17 protein-coding genes and 1 tRNA gene are annotated in these 21,138 nt (G+C 75.8%); 4 read left to right on the top strand and 14 right to left on the bottom strand.

The features are described 5' to 3' along the window. Positions 1-80: 80 nt before the first annotated feature. Both ACZ4MO_RS04355 and ACZ4MO_RS04360 read right to left on the bottom strand, forming a co-directional pair. Positions 81-623, bottom strand: a complete 543-nt coding sequence (locus tag ACZ4MO_RS04355) for a DsbA family protein (RefSeq protein ID WP_255437006.1) — start codon at positions 621-623, stop codon at positions 81-83. Positions 624-656: 33 nt separating this feature from the next. Continuing rightward, on the bottom strand, positions 657-1,787 hold the full coding sequence (locus ACZ4MO_RS04360) for a phospholipase effector Tle1 domain-containing protein (protein ID WP_175007942.1): 1,131 nt from the start codon (positions 1,785-1,787) through the stop codon (positions 657-659). Positions 1,788-1,980: 193 nt separating this feature from the next. On the opposite strand from ACZ4MO_RS04360, the gene ACZ4MO_RS04365 reads away from it, so the two are divergent. Further along, entirely contained in the window at positions 1,981-3,102 is a 1,122-nt protein-coding gene (locus ACZ4MO_RS04365) for a D-alanyl-D-alanine carboxypeptidase family protein (protein ID WP_175007941.1), read from the top strand. Positions 3,103-3,152: 50 nt separating this feature from the next. On the opposite strand, the gene ACZ4MO_RS04370 is transcribed toward ACZ4MO_RS04365, so the two are convergent. The 3 genes from ACZ4MO_RS04370 to ACZ4MO_RS04380 all read right to left on the bottom strand — a co-directional run bounded on the left by ACZ4MO_RS04370 (position 3,153) and on the right by ACZ4MO_RS04380 (position 5,978). After that, the gene (locus ACZ4MO_RS04370) at positions 3,153-3,434 is read right to left on the bottom strand and encodes an acylphosphatase (protein ID WP_175007940.1); all 282 of its coding nucleotides are present in this window, start codon (positions 3,432-3,434) and stop codon (positions 3,153-3,155) included. Continuing rightward, on the bottom strand, positions 3,431-3,907 hold the full coding sequence (locus tag ACZ4MO_RS04375; protein ID WP_061266925.1) for a dsRBD fold-containing protein: 477 nt from the start codon (positions 3,905-3,907) through the stop codon (positions 3,431-3,433). Before ACZ4MO_RS04375 ends, ACZ4MO_RS04370 begins: the two co-directional genes overlap by 4 nt. A 76-nt stretch (positions 3,908-3,983) precedes the next feature. Beyond that, entirely contained in the window at positions 3,984-5,978 is a 1,995-nt protein-coding gene (locus ACZ4MO_RS04380) for a DUF255 domain-containing protein (protein WP_175007939.1), read from the bottom strand. A gap of 95 nt (positions 5,979-6,073) precedes the next feature. Here ACZ4MO_RS04380 and ACZ4MO_RS04385 point away from each other — a divergent pair, with 95 nt between their 5' ends. Then, positions 6,074-8,341 (top strand): protein kinase domain-containing protein, encoded by a 2,268-nt coding sequence (locus ACZ4MO_RS04385; RefSeq protein ID WP_175007938.1) that lies wholly within the window; start codon positions 6,074-6,076, stop codon positions 8,339-8,341. 51 nt (positions 8,342-8,392) lie between these two features. On the opposite strand, the gene ACZ4MO_RS04390 is transcribed toward ACZ4MO_RS04385, so the two are convergent. From ACZ4MO_RS04390 to ACZ4MO_RS04415, 6 genes are all read right to left on the bottom strand, one after another. Further along, positions 8,393-9,190, bottom strand: coding sequence for an amino acid ABC transporter ATP-binding protein (locus tag ACZ4MO_RS04390; protein WP_499278618.1), 798 nt, complete (start codon positions 9,188-9,190; stop codon positions 8,393-8,395). Continuing rightward, entirely contained in the window at positions 9,187-10,116 is a 930-nt protein-coding gene (locus ACZ4MO_RS04395) for an amino acid ABC transporter permease (RefSeq protein ID WP_085388326.1), read from the bottom strand. Before ACZ4MO_RS04395 ends, ACZ4MO_RS04390 begins: the two co-directional genes overlap by 4 nt. Before the next feature lie 7 nt (positions 10,117-10,123). Further along, positions 10,124-11,002 carry a transporter substrate-binding domain-containing protein gene (locus ACZ4MO_RS04400; RefSeq protein WP_175007936.1) on the bottom strand — a complete coding sequence of 293 codons (879 nt, stop codon included), beginning with the start codon at positions 11,000-11,002 and terminating at the stop codon, positions 10,124-10,126. 199 nt (positions 11,003-11,201) lie between these two features. Further along, a tRNA-Met gene (locus tag ACZ4MO_RS04405) sits at positions 11,202-11,275 on the bottom strand. Positions 11,276-11,337: 62 nt separating this feature from the next. Then, on the bottom strand, positions 11,338-12,390 hold the full coding sequence (locus tag ACZ4MO_RS04410; protein WP_175007935.1) for an aldose epimerase family protein: 1,053 nt from the start codon (positions 12,388-12,390) through the stop codon (positions 11,338-11,340). 132 nt (positions 12,391-12,522) lie between these two features. Then, on the bottom strand, positions 12,523-15,582 hold the full coding sequence (locus ACZ4MO_RS04415) for a UPF0182 family protein (protein WP_175007934.1): 3,060 nt from the start codon (positions 15,580-15,582) through the stop codon (positions 12,523-12,525). Positions 15,583-15,745: 163 nt separating this feature from the next. Here ACZ4MO_RS04415 and ACZ4MO_RS04420 point away from each other — a divergent pair, with 163 nt between their 5' ends. Next, entirely contained in the window at positions 15,746-16,375 is a 630-nt protein-coding gene (locus ACZ4MO_RS04420) for a PPA1309 family protein (protein WP_255437005.1), read from the top strand. Between the two features lie 15 nt (positions 16,376-16,390). Here ACZ4MO_RS04420 and ACZ4MO_RS04425 read toward each other — a convergent pair whose 3' ends face one another. Beyond that, positions 16,391-17,500: a PDZ domain-containing protein gene (locus ACZ4MO_RS04425; RefSeq protein WP_175007933.1), complete on the bottom strand. Its 1,110-nt coding sequence runs from the start codon at positions 17,498-17,500 to the stop codon at positions 16,391-16,393. Between the two features lie 68 nt (positions 17,501-17,568). Further along, positions 17,569-18,681, bottom strand: a complete 1,113-nt coding sequence (locus ACZ4MO_RS04430; protein WP_499278619.1) for an NAD-dependent epimerase/dehydratase family protein — start codon at positions 18,679-18,681, stop codon at positions 17,569-17,571. Positions 18,682-18,750: 69 nt separating this feature from the next. On the opposite strand from ACZ4MO_RS04430, the gene ACZ4MO_RS04435 reads away from it, so the two are divergent. After that, positions 18,751-20,337 carry a zinc-dependent metalloprotease gene (locus tag ACZ4MO_RS04435; protein WP_175007932.1) on the top strand — a complete coding sequence of 529 codons (1,587 nt, stop codon included), beginning with the start codon at positions 18,751-18,753 and terminating at the stop codon, positions 20,335-20,337. Positions 20,338-20,353: 16 nt separating this feature from the next. On the opposite strand, the gene ACZ4MO_RS04440 is transcribed toward ACZ4MO_RS04435, so the two are convergent. Next, positions 20,354-20,938: a YgjP-like metallopeptidase domain-containing protein gene (locus tag ACZ4MO_RS04440; RefSeq protein WP_255437004.1), complete on the bottom strand. Its 585-nt coding sequence runs from the start codon at positions 20,936-20,938 to the stop codon at positions 20,354-20,356. Positions 20,939-21,138 lie beyond the last annotated feature (200 nt).

Consider the following 21,138-nt stretch of genomic DNA (forward strand, 5'->3'; position numbering starts at 1 on the left):
CGCACGGCGCGTCGCACGGGTCGGCGCGGCACGGCACGGGCCGGTTCCCGCCGACCGGGCGCTCGGGCCCGCGAGGTGACCTACGACCGCGCGGCGGCGATCGCGGCCCGCAGGCCCTCGGCGGTGACGCGGCCGCGGTAGCGGACGCCGTCGACGAAGAGCGTCGGGGTGCCCTGCACCCCGACCGCGAGCGCGTCGGCGTAGTCGCGCTGCACCGGGGCGGCGTGCTGCTGGGCCGCGTCCCCGACGACCGACGCGCCGTCGAGCCCGAGCTCCTCGGCCCGCTCGGCGAGCCCGGCCTCGCCGAGCTGGTCCTGGTGCGCGAACAGCGCGGCCTGCATCTCCCAGAACCTGCCCTGCGCGGCGGCCGCCTCGACGGCGAGCGCGGCCGACAGCGCGTGCGGGTGGATCTCGAACAGCGGGAAGTGGCGGAACACGAGGCGCACCCGGCCGTCGGAGGACTCGACGACCTGCCGCAGCACCGGGGCGGCGGCGGCGCAGTACGGGCACTCGAGGTCGCCGAACTCGACGATGGTGACGGGCGCGGCGGGGTCCCCGAGGACGTGCGCGTCGGCGGGGACGAGCTGCGCGGCCGGGACGCGGTCGGGGGTCTGCTCGCTCACGCTGCCCAGCATGGCACGGGGCGGCGCGCGTGGTCAGGCGAGGGCGAGGGGCCGGGTCTCCTGGGCGGCGCCCGGCACCGGCTCGACGACGCGTGCGAGGTCCGGGCCCGCGCTGTCGCGCCACCAGCCGAGGTTCCGCGCGTGGCGCGCGTAGACCGACGCGGGGTCGGCGCTGAGCGTCACGGCCGTCTCGGCGAGGAAGACGGCGTCGACGGTCTCGGGCGGGGTCGGGACGCCCGCGAGGACCCGCAGCGCGCCGCGGAAGCGCGGGCGGTGGTGCAGGCGCTTGACGAGGTTGAGCGCGCCGAAGAGCAGCCCGGGGCGGACGCGGCAGACGAGCTCGTCGTCGCGGTGGAGCTGCGCGCGCAGCCGCTCCTCGTCGACGACGAGACCGCGCGCGACGGCCTCGCCGAGCATCCACAGCAGGGCGGTGTCCGAGAGGGCGCGCGCCCGCGCGCCGCCCCCGACGTCGCTGTGCCCGCCGGGGAACCAGACCTGCTTGACCCGGGACGCCATGACCACGGGCACGTCCCAGAGGCACGGCTCGAACGTGATGCGGCGGTCGTCGATGGCGAGCGCCTGGCGGGCGCACCGGACGTCGGTCGACAGACGCAGGTCGTGGAACCGGCTGCGGCGGCGCGACAGCCCGGGGACGCCGAGCGCACCCACCGTGTCGAACACCCCGAGGAACGCGACGGGCACGTGGTCGTGGCAGTACGCGGCGCGGAACGTGCGGGCGCGCTCGGCCCGGTGAGCGGCGTCGCGGTCGCGGTAGACGTCCTCGGCCTCGCACAGGTGGTCGCGCGCGAGCGCGTCCTGGGTGAGCAGCCCGACGGTCGCGACCATGCCGACGACGCTGCGCGCCGTGTACGCGCCGCGGCTGAACCCGAAGACGTAGATCTCGTCGCCGGGCTCGTAGTTGAGCGCGAGGTGCCGGTACCCCGCGACGACGTTGCGCGTCAGGCCGTACCCGAACGCCCCGCCGAGGAGCCGGTCGACGAGGTAGCCCTGCGCCCCGACCCCCTCGACGGAGAACACCATCTGCTGGACGCCGTCCGGTCCGATGCCGGTGCGGACCGAGCGCGCGATCTTCTCGATGTTCGACACGCTCGCGTTCACCGGCGAGTTCCACGTGCCGTCGCAGCACAGCACCAGCCGCTTCATGGTCCCTCCTCGATCCGCCCCCGGCGGCGCGTCGGGGACACCATCTGGGGAGGGTCGTCGCGCCCCGGCTGATGCACGACGGCGCCCGCCGACGCACGGACCGGTCGGGGTTCGTGAGCAAGCCGTGAGCGTGTCCGTGCGCACCCCCGGATCCGTCCGGGGCGGTCGTCGTCGTGCCGTAGGTTCTGGCGGTGTGACCGCCACGAGCACCGCCCCGCCCGCCGGCCCCGCGGACCACCCGCCGGGTGGCCGGGAGCGTCGGCACGCGCGCGAGCCGCACCGGCACCGGGCCGCGTGGATCGCGGCCGTCGTGGCGCTCGCCCTCGTCCTCGGCGGGGGCGGCGGGGCGTTCGCCTGGTACCGGGACACGGAGTACGACGCGCTGGCCGACCGGACCGCGACCGCCGAGGACCTGCTCGCGGCGTCGGACGGGAAGGTCGCCGACCCGGCGGTACGGGCCGCGCTGACGACCGAGGTGGACGACGCCCGCGCCCTGCTCACGGCGCCGTTCCTCGACCGGATGACCACGGGTACGGACGCGGCGGACCGGTCGCTCGTCTCGGCGTCGGACGCCGTGCACGCCTCGATGCTCGACCACGCGCGCGGCGAGGTGAGCGCGGCGCGCGCGAGCCTCGCGACCGCCCGCGAGCTGGGCGAGAAGATCTACGCCGCGACGGAGGGCCTCGGCGCCGACGAGGCGGTCCGGGCCCGGCTGCGCGACGCGCTGGACACCGCGGCCGCGGCCGACGACGCCGCGGAGGCGGGGCTCGCGGGCGACGACCTCGCGGCGCTCGAGCAGGCGGTGCTCGACCTGGGGGCAGGCCTGGGGGTCGTGAGCACGTCGACGGAGGAGACGTCGGTCGCGCAGGACGCCGTCTCGTGCCCGGCGCCGGACCAGCTGTGGGACCCCGACGGCGGCCGGGTGCCCGACTCCGCCCTCGCGCCGATCCCGTGGTCGCCCGGCGACCGGGTGCGCGCCGACGTGCTGGACGGGCTCGTCGCCCTCGACGCCGCGTACGTCGAGCGGTTCGGCGTGCACCTGACGATCAACTCCTCGTACCGCACGTTCGAGGAGCAGCAGGGCCTGTACGACCCGTCGTCGCCCATCGCGGCGCCGCCCGGGTGCTCGAACCACGGGCTGGGGTTCGCCGTCGACCTGGGCGGCGGCGTCCAGGCGTTCGGCACCCCCCAGTACGAGTGGCTCAAGCAGAACGCCGAGACCTACGGGTGGACGCACCCCGACTTCGCCGAGCCCGACGGGCGCGTGCCCGAGCCCTGGCACTGGGAGTCCGTGCTGGCCCGCGCGGACGGCTGAGCGCGGCGCCGCTCGCGCCGGGAACGCCGGGGAGCGCCGGGCGCGAGTCCTCAGGAGGCGTGCGCCCGCTCGACGTCGACGTGCGTGACGTCGCCCGGGGTCGGGCCGTCCCGCAGCCAGGCGACGAGGCGGTCGACGGCGTCCGGCGCCCCGGACGCGACGACCTCGACGGTCCCGTCGGGCCGGTTGGTCGCCGCGCCGTCGAGGCCGAGGGCGGCGAGCCGCTCACGCGTCGCCCAGCGGAAGCCGACGCCCTGCACGCGCCCGTGCACGAGCGCCCGCACCGCGGCGTCCGCGGTACCGGGTGCCGCGCCCTCGCCCGGGCGCGTCACTGGTGCACGTGCGCCGGGGCGCCCGTCGACGACGCGATGTCCGACTCGGCGTCGTCCAGCAGCCGGTCCGCGAGCCGGCGCAGCGCCCGCCCGACGGCGATCTCGTCGCCGATGAGCGGGACGTCGCGGTCGTGCGGGTCGCGCCGCGCCCGCCCGACGGTCCGCACGTGCTCGGGCGTCTCCGCGACGAGGACCGCCTCCGCCGTGGTCCGGCCCTCCGACTCGACGACGCTCACCTGCACGCGCCACACCTTCGTGGTGTCCGTGCCGTCGCCCGTCTCCGCACCCGGGACGTGCTCGACGTAGCTGTCCGACCCCGGGTAGACGAGCGTCCGCTCGCCCGTGTCGGCCCACTCGACGAGGTACGGCGGCGAGCCGTCCTCGTGCCGCAGCTCGACCACGACCCCGTCGCGCACCGCCCCGCCGACGACGCCCGAGGCGGTCACGATCCTGTCCCCGACCGATGCCCTCATGGCTCCTCCTCGTGCCGCACCGCTCTTCCATCATGCGACCGTGGCCCGTGCCCTGCACCCCCGGTGCCCGGGGACGTCACGCCCCGAGCTGGTCCCGCAGCGCCGCGGGGTCGTGCACGGGGAGCCGGCACACGAAGTCCGCGCACAGGTAGGCGCCCGGCCCGCGGTCGGCGAGCAGACCGACGCCGTCGGCGGTGAGGGCCGCGGCGTCGCCGGGCGTCGCGGCGAGCAGCAGCCCGCCCGGGTGGTACCAGTCGCGCGCGGCGGCGAGGAACCCCTCGCGCCGGTCGGCGTCGGCGACGACCACGAGCTGGTGGGGCGGCTCCGCGAGCCCGACGGCGACGCGCAGCACGCCCGCCGCGCCGAGCGGGTGCTCGCTCGCGGAGGCGGACGCGGCGACGTGCGCGAGCGCGGCGTCCCGGTACCGCGGCTCGCCCGTCGCGAGGTGCGCGAGCAGCGCGGCCCGGGCGGCCGCCGTCGTGCCCGAGGGCACCGCGCCCTCCGACGGGTCCGCCGCCGCTCCGGCGGCCAGCCCGAGCTCGGTGAGCACCGGGTCCGTGCCCTGCGGGGGCGTGAGGTCGCCGTCCGGGCCGACGGACGCGTCGACGAGGCGCAAGCCCTCGCGCACGTACCGCGCCTCCCCGGTGAGGCCCCCGAGCACGAGGAGCGCCGTCGCGAACGCGCCGTGGTCCTCCAGCGTCGCGACGGCGTCCGAGACGACGCCGCCCTCCGACGCCCGCACGAGCGACCCGTCGGCCCGGACGTGCGTCGCGAGCAGCCGGTCGGCGGCCGCGCGCGCGGCGTCCGTGAGGTCGGGCAGCGCCAGGTGGTGCCCGGCGCGCGCGAGCGCCTCGACCGCGAGCCCGTTCCACCCCGTGAGCACCTTCGTGTCGAGCGGGGGCGGCTCGTGGTGCGCGCGCTCGCCCGGCGGGAGCAGGTAGTACCCGCCCTCGAGGCGCTCGCCGTCCACGACGGACTCCGAATCCTGCGCGCTCGCGAACGCGCCGTCGGCCAGGCGCAGCACGCGCAGGAGGAAGCGGCCGACGTCGCCCGCCACCTCGGCGGTCACCTCGCCCGGGTCCGGCGTGCCGGGCGCCTCGGCGGGCGTGCGCAGGGGTCCGTCCACGGGTCCGGTGCGGCGCAGCACGGCGAGCGTCGTCGCCGCCGAGAGCAGCTGGGCGTTGTCGTAGAGCATCCGCTCGTAGTGCGGCTCGGACCAGTCCGGCCGGGTCGCGTACCGGAAGAACCCGCCGTCGACGTCGCGCAGCGGGCTCGCCGCCATCGCGTCGATCGTGCGCCCCGCGAGGACGAGCGCGCGCCGCGCGACCTCCGGGTCCACGACGGACGACGCGGCGACGTCGAGCAGGAGCTCGAGCGTCGGGGCGACGGGGAACTTGGGCGCGCCGCCGAAGCCGCCGTGCACGCGGTCCTCCGCCGCCTCCAGCCGGTCGACGACCCGCCGGGCGTGCTCGGCCAGGTCGGCCACGAGCCCGCTGTCGGCGGCGGCGGACGTCCCTGAGCCGTCGACCGCCGTGGCGGCCGCGCGCGGCACGCCCGTCCGGCGGCCCGCCGCCGCGTCGCGCAGCGCGGCGCGGATCGCGTCCCCGGTCTCGACCGCCTGGTCGCGCCGCTGCTCCCAGGCCTGCGCGACGGCGTCGAGCACGTCCCGGAACGCAGGTCGCCCGGCGACGGGGACGGGCGGCCAGTACGTGCCCGCGTAGAACGGGGCGCCGTCGGGCGTCGTGAACACCGTGAGCGGCCAGCCCAGGTCCGGGGTGAACGCGCTCGCCGCGGCGAGGAGGCTCGCGTCGACGTCGGGGTGCTCCTCGCGGTCGACCTTCACCGCGACGAACCCGCGCGCGAGCAGCGCACCGATGTCCGGGTCGGAGAAGCTCTCGCGCGCCATGACGTGGCACCAGTGGCACGTGGCGTACCCCACCGACACCATGACCGGCACGTCTCGGCGGCGCGCCTCCGCGAACGCCTCGGCGCCCCACGGGTACCAGTCGACCGGGTTGCCCGCGTGCTGGCGCAGGTACGGGCTCACGGCGGCGGCGAGGCGGTTGACCATGACGTCCAGCCTCCCAGGTCGACGCGCCGCTCGCGGCTCGGACCGTCGGAGTCGTCTGCTCCGGCCAGGAGCGGCGCGCTTGTAACGTTGCGCCCATGCCCGGCCCCGAGCAGTCCCCCCTCGCGGTGGCGACCGACGACGACACCCGCCTGACCACGCGGGCCCCCGCCGACCACGCCGGGCCGACGTCCGCCGCGCCCGACGTCTCCGCGCGACCTGCTGCCGCACCGGAGGCCGGGCCGGGCCCCGCGCCCCTGCCCCGCCGGCCCGTCCGCCAGGTGCCGGCGAGCGGTGACCGCAAGGGCCCGTTCACCCTCGCCGACGTGCTCGGGCACGGCGGGTTCGCGCACGTCTACCGCGCGACGGACGCGGACGGCGCGGAGGTCGCCGTGAAGGTGCTCACGGGTCTCCAGGAGGGTTCCCGCGAGCGCTTCACGCAGGAGGCGAGGCTGCTGCGGGCCGTGGGCGGGCGCGGCTTCCCCGCGTTCGTGCGCTCGGGCCTGGATGACGACCAGCCGTGGTTCGCCATGGAGCTGGTCCCCGGCGCCACGCTGCGCGAGCAGGTCCGCGCGTCGGGCCCGCTGGACGGACGACAGGCGCTGCGGCTGGCGTCGCACGTCGCGGAGGCCCTGCTCGTGCTGCAGGAGCAGCACTGCGTGCACCGCGACCTGAAGCCCGCCAACATCATGGTCGACGGCGACCGGGCGGTCCTCATCGACCTCGGCATCGCCAAGCTGTTCGACACGGCGACGTCCACCCAGCCGGTCGGAACGCTCGCGTACATGGCGCCGGAGCTGTTCGCCCGCCGCGTGCACCCCCGCTCGGACGTGTACGCGCTCGGTCTGCTCCTGATCTTCGCCGCCACGGGAGTCGTGCCGGCGGACCTCAACTTCCTCGGCCGCGACCTCGAGGCCGACGACCTCGTGCGGGAGGTCCCGGACGACCTGGTCGGGGTGCCGGCCGGGACGGAACCGGCCCGGTCCCCCGCCGAGCTGCCCGAGATCGACCCCCACCTGCAGGACCTGATCCTGTCGATGACCCGCTACCAGCCGAACCACCGCCCCGCGCTCGAGAGCGTCGTCGCGGTGCTGCGCGCCCGGCTCGCCGGGGAGGCCGCCGACAACACCCTGCTCCTCACGTCACGGATCGTGGCCGACGGCGCCACCGCGGCCGAGCGCGCGCTGGGCCCGGTCGCCGGGCTGGCCGCTGCCACCGGCGCACCCGTCCGGACCGAGCGGGCGGCGGAGGTCCCCTCGGTCGGCAGGGCGGCCGACGCGGCCCGCGTCCGGGAGCCGTGGCACGCCCTGGTCTACGACGCGACGCTGATGAGCGTGCTGGCCGAGGTGCACGGCGACGGGTTCGACGGCGCGGCCGCCGAGGTGATCGCCGACCACGTCGCGAGCATCGGCGCCCACGTGGCCGACGGCCGGACCCCGGCGGAGCTCAAGGACTGGCTCTGGCAGGCAATGCGGTGGCAGGCCGCGGCACCGCCCGCGGGGCACGCCGACACCCTGCGCGGGTGGCGCGAGTACCGTCGCCCGACGCCCCCGATGCTCCTCGTGCCGGGCTCCGGCGCCGAGCCCGCGGCCCGGGCCGCGCGGTTGCGGACGGACGGCCCCGTCCCCGTGCCGGCGTCCGGCTCCCCGGACCCACGTCCCTGGCCGGTGCCCGTGCAGCGCGTCTCCACGCTGGGCCGCGGTCCGTCGGCGCTGCCCCGGCCGGAGCCGGTCCCGCCCGCTGTCGGACGGACCCGCGTCATGGACTCCCCCGACCTCGTCGCCACGCAGGTCGGCCGGCCGGTCCCGCCGTCGGTCCCGCCGCGCCGGAGCCCCGTCCAGCACCTCGGCCCGACGCCGTCGTCGCCCTCCGCGCGTCCGGGGTCCGCCCGGCCACGGATCGCCGGCGCGGCGGTCACGAGCACCCCGGCCCCGCGCGCCGCCGGCCCGTCCGCAGCCACGACGCCGCCGCACCAGGAGGCGGCCCCGGCGTCCGCCACGCGGTCCGCACGGCCCGTCCGACCTGCCGCGTCGTCGTCCCGGGACCGTTCGCGGGTCGGCGGCGCGCTCCTGCGGGCTCTTCCGAGCGTCCTCGCGGTCCTGGCGGTCCTGCGCACGCTGTGGCTCGTGCCCGACGGCGCGGCCCGCCAGAGCCAACCGTTCGTCCCCCTGCCGCCCCAGCTCCTGGAGACCCTGCGCGTCTCGGTCGACCTGGCCCCGCTCGTCGACGGTCCCGTGCTCGCCCTGGCCGCGCTCGCGGTGGCCCTGGTGCTGCGTGTCGCCGGGCAGCGCACGTGGACGTGGCCGTACGTCCTCGTCGCCTGCGCGTCGGTCGCTGCCACGGTCGTGCTCGTGCTGCGAGGCTGACCGGGGTCCGGGTCGGCCCGGGCGGTGCTCGGCGCGGTCCCGAGGGCGCGGTCAGGCGTGCAGACGGCGCAGGAACGCGCGGGTCCGCTCGCGCTGCGGGTCGCCGAGCACCTGCTCGGGCGTGCCGCGCTCGTGGACGCGGCCCTCGTGGAGGAAGCAGACCTCGTCGGCGACGCGGCGCGCGAACCCCATCTCGTGCGTCGCGACGAGCATCGTGCGGCCCTCCGCGCGCAGCTCGGCGAGCAGGTCGAGCACCTCGCCCACGAGCTGGGGGTCGAGCGCGGACGTCACCTCGTCGAGCAGGAGCAGCTCGGGGCCGTTGACGAGGGCGCGCGCGATCGCCGCGCGCTGCTGCTCGCCGCCCGAGAGCTGGTCGGGATAGGACGTCACCTTGTGCCCGAGCCCGACGCGGCCCAGCATCTCGACCGCCGCCGCCTCCGCCTCGTCGCGCGAGCGCCGGTGCACGAGCCGGGGCGCGAGGGTCACGTTGTCGAGCACCGTGAGGTGCGGGAAGAGGTTGTACGCCTGGAAGACCATGCCCATACGGGCGCGGACCCGGTCGGCGTCGAGGCGCGGGTCGGCGACGTCCTCGCCGTCGAGCAGGATCTGGCCGTCGTCGACCTCGTCGAGCAGGTTGACGACCCTCAGCAGCGTCGACTTGCCCGAGCCGGACGACCCGACGAGCACGACGCACCGGTGTGCGTCGACGTCGAGGTCGATGCCGTCGAGCACGACCCGCCGCCCGCCCGGGGCGCCCGCGGCCGGGTACGTCTTGCGCACGCCCCGCAGGGACAGCAGGTGACGCCCGTCCCGGGGGCTCGCGCCGGACGACGTCGCGGACGCGCTCATCGGATGTCCCCCGCCCCGCTCACCGTCGCGAGCGACCGGCCCCAGCCGCGACGCGCCTGGTACGCGTCGACCGCGCGCGTCAGCGGGAACGACACGAGGAAGAACAGGATCCCCGCGACGACGTAGGGCGTGAAGTTGTAGCTGCCGGTCGTCGCGATCTGCGCGGCGCGGATCGCGTCGACGGCGCCGAGGACGGAGATGAGGCCCGAGTCCTTCTGCAGCGAGACGAGGTTGTTCGCGAGCGGCGCGGTGACGTTGCGGACCGCCTGCGGCAGCACGACGCGCCGCGTCGTCTGCGCGCGCGTGAGGCCGAGCGAGCGCGCCGCCGCGACCTGCGACGGGTGCACCGACTCGATGCCCGCGCGGAACACCTCCGCGAGGTACGCGGTGTACGTGAGGACGATCGCGAGCGCGCCGAGGAACGCGCCCGACGTCGGCAGCCACTCCAGCCGCAGCGCCGGCAGCCCGAACCCGACGAGCAGCAGCACGAGGAGGAGCGGCACGCCGCGGAACAGGTCGACGTACACCGTCGCGAACGCGCGCAGCGGGAACAGCGCCGGGATGCGGCTCGTGCGCGCGACCGCGAGGCCGAGGCCGAGCACCGTGCCGACGACGCCCGCGACGACCCACACGCGCAGGTTGAGCCACAGGCCCTCGAGGATCGCGGGCAGCGACTCCCACGCCATCGCCGGGTCGAAGAACGCGGTCCGCGCCCGCTCCCAGCCCGGCGCGTTGACGACGACGAGCACCACCGCCGCGACGACGAGCACCGTGCTCACGAGCGCGACGAGGAGCGACCGCCGCCGCTGCGCGCGTCGGAACGCGGCCCGGTCGAGCGCGAGCGGCGAGGGTGACCACGCGGCGGCCGGGACCGCGTCGGGCGACCCGACGCCTCCGGGCGGGCGCGCGTCGTCGGGCACGGTCATGGCCGGGTCACTGGAGGACGGGGATGTCGTCCGACTTGAGCCACGTCGTGCGCAGCTCGGCCAGCGTGCCGTCCGCCTCCAGGTCGTCGACGGCCTGCGACACGCAGCCCGTGAGCTCCGAGCCGAGGTCCAGCACGAGGCCGTACTGCTCGACCACGCCCTCGTCGGGCAGGGTGCCGATGACGACGGAGTCCGGGAAGTACTCGGTCGAGGCGGCGACGCCCTGGTCGACGTCCATGACCATCGCGTCGATCGTGCCGGACTGCAGCGCCTGCATGCCGTCACCGGCGGCGCTGTACGGCGAGATGTCGGCGTCCTCGCCCCACGCGGCCTCGGCGAGCGTGAGGCTCGTCTGGGCGGCGGTGACCCCGATGCGCGCGCCGTCGAGCTCGGCCAGCGTCGTCGCGCCCGCGTACGGGCCGTCCTCCATGACGATGACGCCCTGGCGCGTCGTGAGGTACGGGCTCGAGAAGTCGACGGCCTGCTTGCGCTCGTCCGTGATCGACGTCTGGTAGGCGGCCACGTCGAACGGCTTCACGGCCGGGCTGATGATCTGCTCGAACGTCACGGTCTCCCACACGACGTCGTCGGCCGCGTAGCCCAGGCGGTCCGCGACGGCGTAGATGAGCGCCGACTCGAAGCCCTCGCCCGAGTCCTGCTCCCCTACGTACCACGGGGAGTACGGCTCGCCGGCGCCGACGGTCAGCACGCCGTCGGTGAGCGTCGGGAGCGCACCCGGCTCACACTGCGCGTCGCCCGACGCGCTCTCGCTCGGGCTCGCGGCGTCGCCGCCGTCGTCGGCACCCGACGAACAGGCCGCCAGCGTGAGCGCGGCGACCGCCGTGACGGCGGTCAGGACGGCGGGACGGGGACGCAGACGGCGCATGGTGACCTTCCGGGTGTCGGGCGCCCGCGGGAGTGGTGGGCGCCGGCCACTGACGATAACGCCGGGCCGTGGGCCGTGGCTTCCCCCGCCCGCGCCTCGGCCGGGTGGGGCGCGTCACAGCACGAGGACACCGACTCTGTACGGGAGAAAGCGAGAGGCCCTCGGTCAGCATGTCTGCTGACCGAGGGCCTCTCAGGAGTAGCGGGGGCAGGATTTGAACCTGCGACCTCTGGGTTATGAGCCCAGCGAGCTACCGAGCTGCTCCACCCCGCGTCGGTGATCACTACTCTACGTGAGGTTCCGGACCAGGCCAAATCGGGTGGACGAGACGTGGGTCACGCCAGGACCTCGACCCCGAACGCGAACTCGCGGACGGCCCCCGGCTCGAGCCGCACGTCGGCGGCGCAGTCCGGCCGGTTGAACGCGTCGGTCAGCGTCTCCACCGGCTCGACCGCGATCGCGGCGCGGCCGCGCCGCGCCAGACCGTCCCCCGTGTAGACGTGCACGAGGCCACGCTCCTGCCAGACGGCGAGCCCCTGCCCCGTGGCGGGGTCGCGCACGACCGTGCGCGCGCGGCCGTCGGCGTCGGCCCGGAGGTCGGCGAACGCGTGGTCGAGGCTCGCGCCCGCGAGCGGGAGGGGACCGACGCCGTCGATCGCCCCGAACGCGGCCTCCCCCGCGAGCGGGAGCATGCCGGCATCCGTCACGACGGCGCGACGGGCCGGCACCGTGAGCTCCAGCGCGTCGACCGCGCCGTGCCCGGGGACCCGGAGGTAGGGGTGCCAGCCGAGCGAGACGGGGGCCGCCGTCGTCCCGACGTTGCGGGCGCGCAGCGTGACGTCGAGGGAGCCGGCGCCGAGGACGTACCGGACCTCCAGCACGAGCGCGAACGGGTAGCCCGCGTGCGCGTCGGCGTGGACGACCGTCCGGAGCGTCACGAACTCCCGCTCCGCTCCGTCGGCGGCCGCCGTGTCGCGCGCGGCGACCCCGCCCTCCCCCGCATCCTCGACGACCGTCCAGTCGAGCGTGCGCGCGAACCCGTGCATGGTGAGCGGCTCCCAGGGGAGCACCGGGGGCACGTGGTGCCGGACGCCGTCGAACACGTACTCCCCGCCCGCGAGGCGGTTGACGAACGGCGCCATGAGCGCCGACCGTGCGGCGTCGTGCGCGGCGACCTCCGCCTCGTCGGCGTACCCGTCGACGAGGTCCTCGACGCGCTCGAGGCCGTCGGCGCCGCGCCAGGGGGCGCGCCACGCGAGGACGGCCGCGCCCCGCAGCGCGACGACGAGCTCGGCGCCGGACGTGTGGTGCAGCCGCACCGCCGGTACGGTCGTGGTGTCGTCGCCCGCCGCGCTGAAAGCGTTGCTGCAAACCGTTGCAGAAGTCACGAGGAGCGATCCTCCCGCCCGGGGCGGGAAATGACAACTCCGTCCCGGTCCGCCGCAGACGACGGACGGGCGGGGACACCCGCTGGTGTCCCCGCCCGTCCGTGGCGGTGCGTCGCTCGCGCGACGGGTACGTCAGCCCGCCGACGACTCCGTGTCGAGCGCCTGCTCGGCCGCGAGGGCCGACTCGAGCGCCTGCTGGAGGCGGTCCTGCGCCTCGCCGTAGGCCGCGAAGTCGCCCTCGGCGAGCGCCGCCTGGCCGTCCTCGATGGCCTGCTGCGCCTGGCGCAGCGCCTGGTCGAGCTCGGCGCGCGCACCGCCGTCGACCGTGCCGCCGTCGGCCGGCGGGGCCGGCTCCTCGGTGGCCGGGGGCTCGGTGCCGGGGTCCGTCGTGCCCGGGTCGGTCGTGCCCGCGTCCGGCGACTCGCCGTCGGCCGGCTGGTCCGGGACCTCGGTCTCGACGCCGCCGTCCGCGTCGCCGGCGTTCGCGCCCGAGTCGCCGCCGAACACCTGGTCCAGCGCCTCGTCGAGCGTGTCGGCGAAGCCGATCTCGTCACCGAAGGAGACGAGGACCTTGCGCAGCAGCGGGAACCGCGTGCCCTCGGTCGACTGGACGTACACCGGCTGGACGTAGAGCAGGCCGCCGCCGACCGGCAGCGTCAGCAGGTTGCCGTTGATGACCGTCGAGTCACCACGGCGCAGCGCCAGCAGGCCGTCGGCCGCCGTCGGGTCGGTGTTGAAGTTGTTCTGCACCTGACCCGGACCGGGCACCGTCGCGTTGCGCGGCAGCTCGAGGAGCCGCAGCGTGCCGTAGTCCTCCGACCGCACGCCCGCCTCGCTGCCCGGTTCCGCGTCGACCGCGAGGAAGCCGGTGAGGATGTTGCGGTCCGAGCCACCGCCCGGGATGTACGTCGACATGAGCGAGAAGGTCGGCGCCTCCTGGCTCGGCATCTGCAGCGTGAGGTAGTACGGCGGCTGGAGCGGCTTGACGTTCCCGCTCGCCGTCGGGTCCTCCGGGCTGCGCCAGAAGTCCTGGCCCGAGAAGAACTCGTTCGCGTCGTCCACGTGGTAGCTCGCGAGGAGCGTGCGCTGCACCTTGAACAGGTCCTCGGGGTAGCGCAGGTGGCTCATGAGGTCGCCCGAGATCTCGGACAGCGGCTGCACGGAGCTCGGGAAGACGTTCGACCAGGCCTGGAGGACCGGGTCCTCCGTGTCCCACGCGTACAGGTCGACCGAGCCGTCGTACGCGTCGACGGTCGCCTTGACCGAGTTGCGGATGTAGTTCACCTGCTGAGGGGCGAGCGCCTCGACCGAGTTGGCCGCGACGAGCGAGTCGCGCGTCGAGTCCTCGAGCGACTCCGACGTGGAGTACGGGTAGGCGTTCGACGTCGTGTAGCCGTCCACGATCCACTTCACGCGGCCGTCGACGACCGCGGGGTACACGCGCCCGTCGAGCGTGAGGTACGGCGCGACCTTCGCGACGCGGTCGCGCGGGCTGCGGTCGTAGAGGATCTGCGACTCGTCCGTCACGCGGTCCGAGAACAGGATCTGCTCGGACCCGAACTTCAGGGCGTAGAGCACCTTGTTGACGAACGACCCGACGCTCGGGCCCGCCTCGATCTCCCCCGTCGGGAACGTGTTGTTGACCTGGCCGCCCGCGTCGTCCACCGGGTAGTCGAGCTCCCAGGGCTCGCGACCCTCGGGCGCGCCGACGATCGAGTACTCGGGCGCCTCGGGCGAGAAGTAGATGCGCGGCTCGTAGCCGCCCGCGTCCGTGAAGGCGCCCGTCGACGGGATCGAGCCTTCGTAGAACGCCGGGCGGCCGTCGGGGCCGATCTGGTTGCCGTACGCCGCCACGACGCCGAAGCCGTGCGTGTAGACCGTGTGGTCGTTGACCCAGTTGCGCTGGTCGGCGCCGAGGCCGTCCTGGTTGAGCTCGCGCACGGCGATGACCGTGTCGCGGCTCTCGTCGTCGATCGTGTAGCGGTCCACCGACAGCGAGCTCGAGAACTGGTAGTACTGCTTGTTCTGCTGGAGCTGGCTGAACGACGGGCTGACGATCTCGGGGTCCAGGAGGCGGATCGACGCCGTCGTGTCCGCGTCCTCGCGCAGCGCGCCGGCCTCGGCCTCCGTCTTGGCGTTGTACTGCTCGGTCTGGACGTCGTCGATGCCGTAGGCGGCCTTCGTCGCGTCGATGTTGCGCTGGATGTACTCCTCCTCGAAGTCCTGCGCGTTCGGCGTGACCTGGAAGCGCTGGACGACGGCCGGGTAGATCCCGCCGATCGCGATGGCCGAGACCACCATGAGGCCCACGCCGATGGCGGGCAGGCGCCAGTTGCCGCGCACCGCGGTCACCACGAACAGGGCCGCGACGAAGAGCGCGACTACGGTGAGGATCGCCTTGGACGGGATCACCGCGTGCACGTCCGCGTACGACGCGCCGTCGAACTTCGCGCCGCCCGAGGTGAGGATCGAGTACCGGTCGAGCCAGTAGTTCGCACCGATGAGGACGAGCAGCAGCGCGGCGATCACCGAGAGCTGGACGCGCGCGGCGGTCGTCGTGCGGGGGCCCGCGTCGGAGCCGCCACCGATCCGCAGGCCGCCGTAGAGGTAGTGCGTCGCGACGGCGGCGATGCCCGCGATGATGACGACCGCCATGAGGAAGCTCACGACGAACCGGAGGGCGGGCAGCGTGAACACGTAGAAGGACAGGTCGATGCCCCACTGCGGGTCCGTCGTGCCGAACGGGACCGAGTTCAGCGCCAGGAGGACCGTCTGCCACTGCGAGGACGCCGCCGCGCCGGCGAAGAAGCCGACGAGCGCCGGGGCCACGATCATGACGACCTTGCGCAGCGGCTCGATCGCCTCGCGGTACTGGTCGAGGGTCGCCTGCTCGGGGGTGGACGGCGCGTAGATGGGCCGCGACCGGTACGCGAGCGAGAACGACAGGAAGACGAGCCCGCCCATGACGAGGAAGCCCGCGACGAACAGGGCGATGCGGGCGCCCCACTGGGTCCACAGGACGTTCGCGAAGTCGAGCTGCTGGAACCACAGCACCTCGGTCCAGAACTGGGCGAGCAGGAGCAGGAGGACGACGAGGGCGCCGACGACGGCGATCGCGATCCCGATCGGGCTCCGGCGCCGGGAGGGCCGCCCCCCGGAGGACGGCCGGCGGGGCGCTGCGGCGAATGACACGGTGGGTATACCTCTTCGGTCGTGGCTCGGGCGTGCACCGGGGTCAACGCCCGGTCCTCCCCCAAGGTTCCCACGGTCCGGCGCCGCGTGGGGGACGGCCGGGCACCCGGCCCGCGGCGGCGCGGGGCGTCGCGGGCCGGCAGCGATGAGGGACGATGGGGGCATGCCCCAGCCTGACGACGCCGCCCCCGGCCCCGACGCCACGACCCCCGCGCCCGGACCCGACGCCGGTCCCGACCCCGTCGCGCCCGGCGGCCCCACCCCGCAGCACGCGCTCGCGCTCGCGGTCCACGAGATCGAGACGCACGCGGCCGACGCGGGCTGGGACGTCCCGCCGCGGCTCTTCGCGCTCGTCGGGACGGCGGGCGCCCTCGGCGCCGACCCGACGCTCGCCGACCGGCTCCCGCCCGACGTCGTGGCCGCGGCCGAGGCCGACCCGCACCACCTGCTGTCGATCGAGCAGGAGGGCTTCGCCGTGGACGGCGACCTGGAGGACGGGCTCGCCCGCGTCGCGTGGCCGGAGACCGTCGACGGTGCCGCGCTCGTCGTCGAGCGGATCGTGCTGCCGCCGGCCGCCGAGGAGGGCGTCCCCGACGACCCGGACGCCGCGCTCGCCTACCTCACGAACCACCCCGGCCGGCAGGACGTGCGCCTCGCCGTCGGCGTGCTGCGCGACGGCACCGCGTGGTGCGCCGTCCGGTCGCGCGCCCACGACTCGGCGACCGACGTCGCGGGCGGCCCCGACCTGGTGCCCGGGCTGGTCGAGGCGCTGCGCGCGACGCTCGAGGACTGACGCGCGCGGGCGGCGTCAGCCGCGCGCCTCGCACGTGGGCAGGGAGTCGCCCTCGCCCGCGCCGATCGCCTCCATCGCCGCGCGCGCGTCGGCGAGCGTCGAGACCGCCGCCACGTGCAGGCCGTCGGGCACGTTGCCCACGACCTCGGGGCAGTTGGCCTGCGGGGCGAGGAACCACGTCGCGCCGTCGCGCAGCGCGCCGTAGAGCTTCTGCTGGATGCCGCCGATCGGACCCACGTCGCCCTCGACGCTCATGGTGCCCGTGCCCGCGATGACGACGCCGTTCGCCTCGTCCTCGGGCGTGAGCTGGTCGACGATCCCGAGCGCGAACATGGTGCCCGCGCTCGGGCCGCCGATGTCCTCGATCTGGATCTCGACGTCCACCGGGAAGTCGAACGCGGGGTCGATGAACACGCCGAGCAGCGCGGTGTCGCCGCCGTCCGTCGTCGCGACCGTGAGGTCCGTCTCCGCGCCGTCGCGCTGCACGCGCAGCGTCACGTCGTCGCCCGGGTCGACCGCGGCCAGGCCGTCGATGAGGTCCTGGTACGTCCGCACGGGCGTGCCGTCGAGCGCCACGATGACGTCGCCCGGCTCGACGACGCCGTCGGACCCGCTGTCCGGCACCGTGCCCTCGACCGTGAGCGTCGCGGGCACGTCGTACCCCAGCTCGGTGAGCGCGGCGACCGTCGCGTTCTCCTGCGAGCTGATCATCTCCGCCTGGCCCTGCTGCTCGGTCTCCTCCTTGGTGCGGCCCGTCGGGAAGACCTCCTCGACCGGGCGCACGCTGCGCGACCGGTCGAACCACCCCTGCACCACCTGGCCGAGGTTCACCGGGTAGCCCGGGCCGCCGGCGACGGACACGGTCGTCAGGAGCAGCTCGCCCGTCGAGTCGTACGTCTCGGCGCCGGTGATCGAGATGAGGGGCGTGCCGTCCTGCTGGCCGAGCGTGTCCTCCGTCGGTCCGGGCGACCGCACCGCGTACGGCGCGGGCAGGATCGCGAGACCCGCGACGAGCAGGGTCGTCGCGAGCAGGGAGATGCCGAACGTCAGCGACCGCCGGGTCACGGGCGGCGGGTCGTGCTCGTCCTCGGCGAGGAGGGCGTCGAAGGAGGGGGCGTCGCTCACCGGGACATCATCCCCGAGGTTGCTGGGATCTCCCTGCCGACGACGTGGACGCCGCCCGGGAGCCGCCCCTACGGGCGGCGCGAGCGGGCCTGCCGCCAGACGGCGGCCGTGCCCAGGACCGCGACGGCCGCCCCCGCCGCGCCGAGCGCCGCGGCGTCCCGACCACCGAACCGTCGACCGCCGACGCCCGTGCGGCCTCGCACCTCGGCGAGGAGCACCTCGAGCGCCGCGGCGCCCGACCACTCCGGCCGCCACCCGGCGTCGTGCAGGCGCCGCGCCGAGACCGACCACGGGTGCACGACGAACGCGAGGTCGTTCGCCGGTGACGGCAGCGCACCGACCCGGTGCAGCCGCTCGGCGGTCCCGAACGCCGTCGCGGGCGGGAGCTGCACCGTGCGCATCCCGGCCGCTGCGGCCACCGTCTCCGAGTCGAGCGCGTCGGGCTCGCCGTCGCGCACCGGTCCGGCCGTCAGACCGCCGACGAGGCCCTGGTCCAGCGCGACGCGCACCGCCCCCACCACGTCGTCGACGTGCACGAGCTGCCACGTGCGGCCGCCGCCGCGCACCGTGAGCAGGCGCGGGGCCTCGAAGTGCCGCGTGAGCACGGTGTCCACGCCCGGCCCGACGACGACCGCCGGCCGCACGAGCGCGAGCGGCACCCCGCCGAGCGCCTCCCGCAGCGCGTCCTCGAACGCCACGAGGTCGCCCGCGAAGCCGGGCCCGTCGTCGGGGGCCACGGGGTCGTCGTCGTCGATGACGCCCCGCTCGGGCGACGCGCCGTGCACCGCGGCGGACGACACGGCGACGACGTGCTCGATCCCCGCCGCGACCGCCGCCTCCCCCGCGCGACGGCCCAGGAGCGCGAGGCGGGCGCGCTGCTCCGCGTCCGTCCGGGCGCGCGGCGTCCCGAACTCGCCCGCGGGCGCCACCACGACGAGACGTCGCGCCCCGACGGGCCAGACGAGCGCGTCCACGGGCGACGCCTCGGCGGCGCCCAGGCCCGCGCGCACCGCGTCCGCCACCTGCCCGACGCCGACGACCACCACCGGGTCGCGGTCGGCGACGTCGTCCGCCGGGGTGATCGCCGCGCTCGCGGTGGGGTCCTCCCCCGGCGCGACCGGGGGCTCGCCCGTCGCGGGAAGCGCCTCGCTGCGCCGTGAGCGAACCCGGCCCTCGGACATGGCCCAGCCCCCGTTCTCGGCGCTCGATCGTGGTTACGGTGATCACCGACGCTACCGTGAGGAGTCGCCATGAGCAGCCTTCCCCCCGACCGTACGCCCGGACCGGACGACGACACGCCCTTCGACCCGCGGTTCGAGGAGCTGCTCCGCTCGATGCTCGGGCCCGACGCCGACGAGGCGCTGCGCGAGCTGCGCGCCCGCGGGCTCGACCCGCAGGCGCTCGCCGCGGGCGGCGCGGCCGACCCACAGCTGTTCCAGCACGTCCTCGCGCAGGTCCAGCGGATGCTGTCGACGCCGAGCGACGGCCCGGTCAACACGGACGTCTCGCACGACGTCGCGCGCCAGGTCGCCGTCGCCGAGGGCGACCCGTCGATCTCGCCGGCGCAGCAGCGCGCCGTCACCGAGGCGCTGTCGGTCGCCGAGCTCTGGCTCGACGCCGTCACCGACCTGCCGCCGTCGGGCGGGAAGAGCCAGGCGTGGAGCCGGTCCGAGTGGGTCGAGCACACGCTCCCCGCGTGGAACGAGCTCGTCGCCCCGGTCGCCGCGTCCGTCGCGGACGCGCTCGCCACGGTCCTGCGCGACCAGCTCCCCGAGGGCATGGGGGACGACACCTCCGCCCTGCCGGGCGTGGGGTTCACGCTGCCCGGCCTGCCGGCCGGTGCGCTCGGGCTGCCCGCGGGCGACCCGGCCGCGCTCATGCGACGCCTCGGCTCCGCGGTGTTCGGCATGCAGGTGGGCCAGGCGGCCGGGACGCTCTCGCGCGAGGTCTTCGGCGCGACCGACGTCGGGCTGCCGCTGCTCGACCGGCCCGCGACGGTCCTCCTGCCCACGAACGTCGCGGCGTTCGCCGAGGGCCTCGACGCCCCCGCGGAGGAGGTCCGCCTCTTCCTCGCCCTGCGCGAAGCCGCCCACGCGCGCCTGTTCACGCACGTCTCGTGGCTGCGCGGGCACCTGCGCGGGCTCGTCGACGCCTACGCGCGCGGCATCACCATCGACCTCTCCGCGCTCGAGTCCCAGCTCGCCGACGTCGACCTCGCGGACACGGACGCGCTCCAGCGCGCGCTGTCGGGTGGTGTCTTCGGCCTGCAGAGCACGCCCGAGCAGCAGACGACCCTGGCGCGCCTCGAGACGACGCTCGCGCTCGTCGAGGGCTGGGTCGACGAGGTGACCGCCGTCGCGGCGCTCCCCCACCTGCCCCACGCCGTCCCGCTGCGCGAGATGCTGCGCCGTCGTCGTGCGGCGGGCGGGCCCGCGGAGCACACGTTCGCGACGCTCGTCGGCCTCGAGCTGCGCCCCCGGCGCTCGCGCGACGCGGCCGCCCTGTGGGCGCTCATCGCGGCGCAGTCCGGCGCCGGTGCGCGCGACGCCGTGTGGGACCACCCCGACCTGCTGCCCGACGGGACCGACCTCGACGACCCGTCCGGCTACGAGGGGCGGCGCGCCGCGACCCGCGCGGAGGAGGCGGACGTCGACCGCGCGCTCGAGGAGATCTTCCGCGCCGCGGAGGGTTCGCCGAACGCCGGACCGTCGCGCGAGGGCTCCGACGAGGGTGGCGCCCCGGCTGCCGACACGCCGACGGACGGCCCGGCCGCAGACGGACCGACGGACGACGGTGGGACGGACGACGCGGCCGGCCAGGGCGGGGCGCCGCGCTGACCTGGTCCCCTCCGGGTCAGCTCGCCGTCTCCGCGGGCGGTGCCGTGGTCCCCGCGGCGCCGTCCCGCGGCTCGACGTCCGCGTCGTCCGGCTCGAGGTCCGCGTCCCGCGAGAACGACACGCCCTCCAGGAACCCCCGCGCCCGCTCCGTGCGCGGGTAGGCGTCGAGCAGCTTCCAGAACCCCGGGCCGTGACCGGCGTGGAGCAGGTGCGCGAGCTCGTGCAGGAGCACGTAGTCGAGCACCCAGGACGGCATCCCCCGGACGCGCGTCGAGATGCGGATCGTGCCGTCGATGAGCGTGCACGAGCCCCACCGGCGGTCCTGGTTCCCCGCCCACCGCACGCTCGTGGGCCGCGCGCGGCCGTCCAGGTACTTGTCCGACAGCTCGAGGGCGCGGCGCTCCAGCTCCGCGTCCGACGGCCGCCGCCGGCGCTCGGAGTCGGCGAGGCGGTCGAGCATGCGCTGGACCCACTCGCGCTCCTGCGCGCGCGTGAACCGCGCCGGGATCGCGACGATCGTGCGCTCGCCGTCGCGGTAGGCGCTCACCGTGCTCTTGCGTCGGCGGCTGCGCCGAACCTCCACGATCGTCTCCCGGACCACGCCTCAGACCGTAGTGGTTCTTGCCACGAAATGGCAGGGGCGCGCGCGGAGTGGCGCGCTCTCCCGCGGAGTTCGGTCGAGCGGACGACGTGGAGACCTGTGGTGACGGCAAAGAGTTCCTCCCCGCCGGACCATCGGGGCGGAGCCTGTGGACAACCGTCGGCGGCTCTCGGGCCCGTGCCAGGCTGACGTCGGGCGTC

The organism is Sphaerisporangium cinnabarinum (assembly GCF_055567015.1).